The sequence below is a fragment of the Phenylobacterium sp. genome (assembly GCF_036723115.1).
In the GTDB taxonomy this organism is placed as follows: domain Bacteria; phylum Pseudomonadota; class Alphaproteobacteria; order Caulobacterales; family Caulobacteraceae; genus Phenylobacterium.
Window position 1 is genome coordinate 1 of the sequence record NZ_DAIMHV010000183.1, and the last position, 4,914, is coordinate 4,914.

Consider the following 4,914-nt stretch of genomic DNA (forward strand, 5'->3'; position numbering starts at 1 on the left):
CCTTGGTGGGGTCCTTGCCCGAGAAGGCGCCGCCGCCGTGCGGGGCCGCGCCGCCATAGGTGTCGACGATGATCTTGCGGCCGGTCAGGCCGGCGTCGCCATCGGGGCCGCCGATCTCGAACTTGCCGGTGGGGTTGACCAGCCACTTGGTCTTCCGCGTGATCAGGCCTTCGGGGAAGACGCCTTCCACATAGGGCTTGATCAGGTCCTGCACCCGCTTGGGCGTGGCCATCTGCACGCCGATCCGCTTCTTGTGCTGGGTGGAGACGACGATCTTCAGCACCTCCACAGGCCGGCCGTCCTCATAGCGCAGGGTGACCTGGCTCTTGGCGTCGGGCTCCAGGGCCGCGCACTCGCCGGAGTGGCGCACCTCGGCCAGGCGCCGGAGGATGTTGTGTGAGTATTGCAGCGCCGCGGGCATCAGCTCGGGCGTCTCGTCGCAGGCATAGCCGAACATGATGCCCTGGTCGCCGGCGCCTTCGTCCTTCTTGTCGCTGGCGTCCACGCCCTGGGCGATGTGGGCAGACTGTTCGTGCAGATAGCAGGCAAACTTGGCCTTCTCCCAGTGGAAGCCCTTCTGTTCGTAGCCGATGTCCTTCACCGCGGCCCGGACCTTGGGCTCCAGGCTTTTGACGATCTCCTTGGTGAGCGCCTTGTTCTCGGCCTTGGACGCGCCGGGGCGTCCGGCGCGGACCTCGCCGGCCAGGACGATGCGGTTGGTCGTCACCAGGGTTTCGCACGCCACGCGGGCTTCCGGCTCGGCGGCCAGGAAGGCGTCGACCACCGTATCGGAGATCCGGTCGGCCACCTTGTCCGGATGGCCCTCGGAAACGCTTTCACTGGTGAAGATGTAGTTGGAACGGCTCAAGTGGGGCTCCGATCGAACGAAGACGGCGCGTGCGTCGCGCGGTTCGCAAAGATGGGGCGCACCCTATAAAGAAATCTTTATGTCCCGCAAGGGAGGCCGGGCGGCGGAGAAACTCAGTCCTCCGCCTCCGCCTCGGCCTCCTCGGCCATGGTCCGCACCAGGTCGAGCAGGCGTCGCCGCACCCGGGCCTGACGCACCTTGGGGAACAGGGCCGCCAGCTCCATGCCCTCCGGGGTCAGGAGAAAGTCGTGGACGGAGTCGCGGCCGTCCTCCTCCGGTCCGTTGGAAAGGGTGGGATCGCCGAGGCCTTCATAAAAATAGGCCACCGAGGTCTTCAGGGCGCGGGCCATCTCCCAAAGCTTGGAGGCGCTCACCCGATTGGCGGCGCGCTCATACTTCTGCACCTGCTGGAAGGTCAGGCCGATGGCCTCGGCCAGCTTCTCCTGGCTCACGCCCAGTTCCTTGCGGCGCAGGCGGATGCGCAGCCCTACATGGCGGTCGACCGGATTGGGGGTCCGGTCGGCGTCGAATTCGTTGGTCATGACGGTCCCTTGGACGGGATGGCGGGCCAGTCCTGGCGCCGCCGCGGGGGGTTGGCGGCTGTTAACGCCGTCGGACCAGGGGCGCCACCGCCAATAGCCCGGAAACGAGTAGTAACACCAGAAAGGGTAGATTTCCGAACCGGCTGAAGGGGGTCGGCGCCCCCGGCGGGGGCAGGGGGGCGTCGATCACGCCCCGCCGACCGAGGCCAAGCCACGCGCCGTCCAGGCGTCGACCGCGGGAATCGATCACCGCCGAGACCCCGGTGGGGGTGGAGCGGACCATGGGCAGCCCCTCCTCGATGGCCCGGTAGCTGGCCAGGTTCAGATGCTGCCAGGGGCCGCTGGTGGCGCCGAACCAGGCGTCGTTGGAGACATTGAGAATCCACTCCGGCCGCACGCCGGCGCGGGCGCCGGACTGGGCGGTGAAGCGCGGAAAGAGCGCCTCGTAGCAGATCAGCGGCTGCACCGGCGCCAGACCCGGCAGCACCAGGGGACTGGGGGCGGGGCCGGCGGTGAAGTCCTCGGGCATGTTGACCAGGCTGCGCAGGCCGATCCGGGTCATCAGGTCGCCCAGGGGCAGGAACTCGCCGAACGGCACCAGACGGTGCTTGTCATAGACCCCTTCCACCTGCAGCCCGCCCTCGGGCAGGCGGCGCAGGGCCACCAGGGCGTTGAAGTAGTCGTAGCCCCCGTCCGGGTTCAGTCCGGCCCGGTTGGCGCCCAGCAACACCATCTGGCCCGGCGCCAGAGCCGCCGACAGGGCCCGGGGATAGGGCTGCCCCGGGGCCATCAGGTCGTCGATCACGGCGGGCAGGGCGCCCTCGGGCCAGATGATCACATTGGGGCGGACAGCCGAAGGCTGGGCGCTGAGCGCCAGATAGTCCTGGAAGATCAGGTCGAGGTTCTCCGGCCGCCACTTGGTCTTCTGGTCGATATCGGCCTGGACGATGCGCACCACAGGCGCGTCTTCGCGCAAGGGGGGCGCCGACATGAGCCGCCAGGCGCCGCCGGCATAGAGCAGGACGAGAAGGGCCAGAGCCGCGCCGCCTGTCGCTGTCGCCTGGCGCCGGGTGAGCCCTGGCAGCACGCCCGGCGTCGCGGCGAGCGCCACGGTGATCCAGGTCAGGCCATAGACCCCCACCAGGGCCGCGGTCTGGGAGGGCGCGCCCCCCGCCCGCCAGGCTTCGCCCGGCAGATTCCAGGGGAAGCCCGTGAAGATGTGGCCCCGCACCCATTCGGCCGCGCCGAACGCGCCGGCGAAGACCAGCACGCGGGCCGGGCCGGTGAGCGGGGAGAGCCGGTAGAGGAGCACTGCCAGGCCCCAGAAGAGGGCCAGGCCGCCGGCCAGCAGGACGAGGGCGAAGGGCGCCATCCAGCCGTGGGCGGCGGCGTCCACCAGGAAAGCCTCGGCCACCCACCAGACGCTGATGGAGAAATAGCCCAGCCCCGCCAGCCAGCCCCTGAAGAAGGCGCTGGTCCGTAGCTTTCGGGCCGGCGCCTCGGCCAGCCGCAGGATCAGGGCGAACCCCAGCAGGCCGGGCAGGACGCCGAAGGGCGGATGGGCGAGACCCGCGGCCAGACCCGCCAGGAGCGCCAGCAGCCGCGCGCCCCAGGGATGAGCCTCCACGGCCCGCAGGGCGGCCAGGACCCTCGCCATGCCTCAGTCGGCCTCGGCCGGCGCCTTGGGGCCCGGCGCTGGCGCCGGGCCGGTGCTGCGCAGCCGCAGCCGCTTCACCCGCCGGGGGTCGGCGTCCAGCACCTGGAACTCGAAGCCCGCCGGATGATCGATCAGCTCGCCCCGCTGGGGCACGCGGCCGGCCAGGGCCGAGACGAGACCGGCCACCGTGTCGATCTCCTCCTCGAGGTCGGGCAGGGCCAGGGCCTGGCCCACCACGGCCTCCAGCTCCTCCAGGGGCGTACGGGCGTCCACCTCGAAGAGGCCGCCGGGCTTGGGCTGGATGGACTTGGCCTGGGCCTCGTCATGCTCGTCGTCGATGTCGCCGACCACGGCCTCGATCAGGTCCTCCAGGGTCACCAGGCCGTCGGTGCCGCCGAATTCGTCGATGACCAGGGCCATGTGGATGCGGGCGGCCTGCATCTGCAGCAGAAGGTCGGCCGCGCGCATGGAGGCGGGCACATAGAGGGCGTCGCGGCGGATGCGATGCAGGATGGGATCGGCGGCCTTGGGGCCGGCGCCGTTGGCCGACAGCAGGCGGAAGACGTCTTTCACGTGAACCACGCCCACGGGGTCGTCCAGGGTTTCCCGATAGATGGGCATTCGCGAGTGCTCGGCCTCGATGAACCGCTCCACCAGTTCGCCGAAAGGGGTGGAAAGCTCGACGGCGACGATGTCGGCCCTGGGGGTCATCACATCATCCACGCGAAGCGTCTGGAACGCCTCGGCCTGCCGGACCATGCGGTTCTCCGGCTCGGCGGGTCCCGGCGTCACTTCCGGCTCCGCCCCTTGGCGGCGGAACCTCTGCAGGATCGCCCGAAGCCCGCCGCCGCCCTGTCGGGGCGGGGAAGGCTCGGGCGAACTTCGATCGTCTGAGTTACCCATGGTCTCCCTGATCGGCCGCATAGGGATCTGGAACCCCGAGCCCGGCCAGCAGCCGCCGCTCCAGGGCCTCCATCTCCACGGCCTCGTCCTCGCTCATATGGTCATAGCCTACTAGATGCAGGACCCCGTGCGCCACCAGATGCTGCAGGTGATGGTCCAGGCGCTTGCCCTGATCGGCCGCCTCCCGGGCGCAGACCCCCTGGGCCAGGGCCAGATCGCCCAGGAAGCCTTCCGGATTCTGCGCGGCCGGGAAGGACAGCACATTGGTGGGGCCGGCCTTGCGGCGATAGTCGGCGTTCAGCTCGGCTACGGCCTCGTCATCGGTGAGCAGCACGGTCACCAGGCCGAAATCCACCGGCCGGGACGGCAGACGACCGGCCGCCGCCAGGGCCGCCTCCGCCGCGGCGCGCGCCAGGGCGGCCGCCTGGGGGAGGGCGTCCAGCCAGGCGTCGTCCTCGATCTCCACGTCGATCAATTGGCCCGTCCGTTCTGCACCACGTCGGCCTCATAGGCGCGCACGATGCGCTCCACCAGCGGGTGACGCACCACGTCCTCCGAGCTGAACCGGGCCACGCCGACCCCCTCCACCCCGTCCAGAATCCCCACCGCATGGGCGAGGCCGGAATCGCGGGTGTTGAGCAGGTCCACCTGGCTGGGATCGCCGGTGACGGCCATGCGGGCGCCTTCCCCCAGCCGCGTCAGCACCATCTTCATCTGCAGGCGCGTGGCGTTCTGCGCCTCGTCGACGATGACATAGGCGTGCGACAGGGTGCGGCCGCGCATGAAGGCGATGGGGGCGAGCTCGATCTCCCCCTTCTCCCGGCGCCGCCGGAACTGATCGACGCCCATGATGTCGGTCAGGGCCTCCCAGACCGGAGCCATGTAGGGATCGACCTTCTCGTTCATGTCGCCGGGCAGGAAGCCCAGGCGCTCGCCGGCCTCCA

The 4,914-nt window shown here is 70.1% G+C and carries 6 protein-coding genes; all 6 read right to left on the reverse strand.

Annotated elements, in window-relative coordinates; all coding sequences use genetic code 11:
* Positions 1–868: methionine adenosyltransferase (gene metK / locus V7D28_RS13880; RefSeq protein WP_333587978.1), on the reverse strand; the 868-nt coding region annotated here is incomplete at its 3' end.
* Positions 869–981: 113 nt separating this feature from the next.
* Positions 982–1,410, reverse strand: a complete 429-nt coding sequence (locus V7D28_RS13885) for a helix-turn-helix domain-containing protein (protein ID WP_333587979.1) — start codon at positions 1,408–1,410, stop codon at positions 982–984.
* A gap of 61 nt (positions 1,411–1,471) precedes the next feature.
* A complete protein-coding gene (lnt, locus tag V7D28_RS13890) occupies positions 1,472–3,055 on the reverse strand; it encodes an apolipoprotein N-acyltransferase (RefSeq protein ID WP_442957946.1) in 1,584 nt (527 codons plus the stop codon).
* Between the two features lie 15 nt (positions 3,056–3,070).
* Entirely contained in the window at positions 3,071–3,970 is a 900-nt protein-coding gene (locus V7D28_RS13895; RefSeq protein ID WP_333587981.1) for a hemolysin family protein, read from the reverse strand.
* The gene (ybeY, locus tag V7D28_RS13900) at positions 3,963–4,445 is read right to left on the reverse strand and encodes an rRNA maturation RNase YbeY (RefSeq protein WP_333587982.1); all 483 of its coding nucleotides are present in this window, start codon (positions 4,443–4,445) and stop codon (positions 3,963–3,965) included. The genes V7D28_RS13895 and ybeY overlap by 8 nt, the downstream gene beginning before the upstream one ends.
* The coding region (locus V7D28_RS13905; RefSeq protein WP_333587983.1) for a PhoH family protein at positions 4,442–4,914 on the reverse strand (473 nt) is incomplete at its 5' end. The genes V7D28_RS13905 and ybeY, both read right to left, overlap by 4 nt.

Excerpts from the sequence above, each read along its gene's own strand:
- V7D28_RS13895 (WP_333587981.1), bottom strand. The coding sequence starts at position 3,970 with ATGGGTAACTCAGACGATCGAAGTTCGCCCGAGCCTTCCCCGCCCCGA.
- V7D28_RS13885 (WP_333587979.1), bottom strand. The coding sequence starts at position 1,410 with ATGACCAACGAATTCGACGCCGACCGGACCCCCAATCCGGTCGACCGC.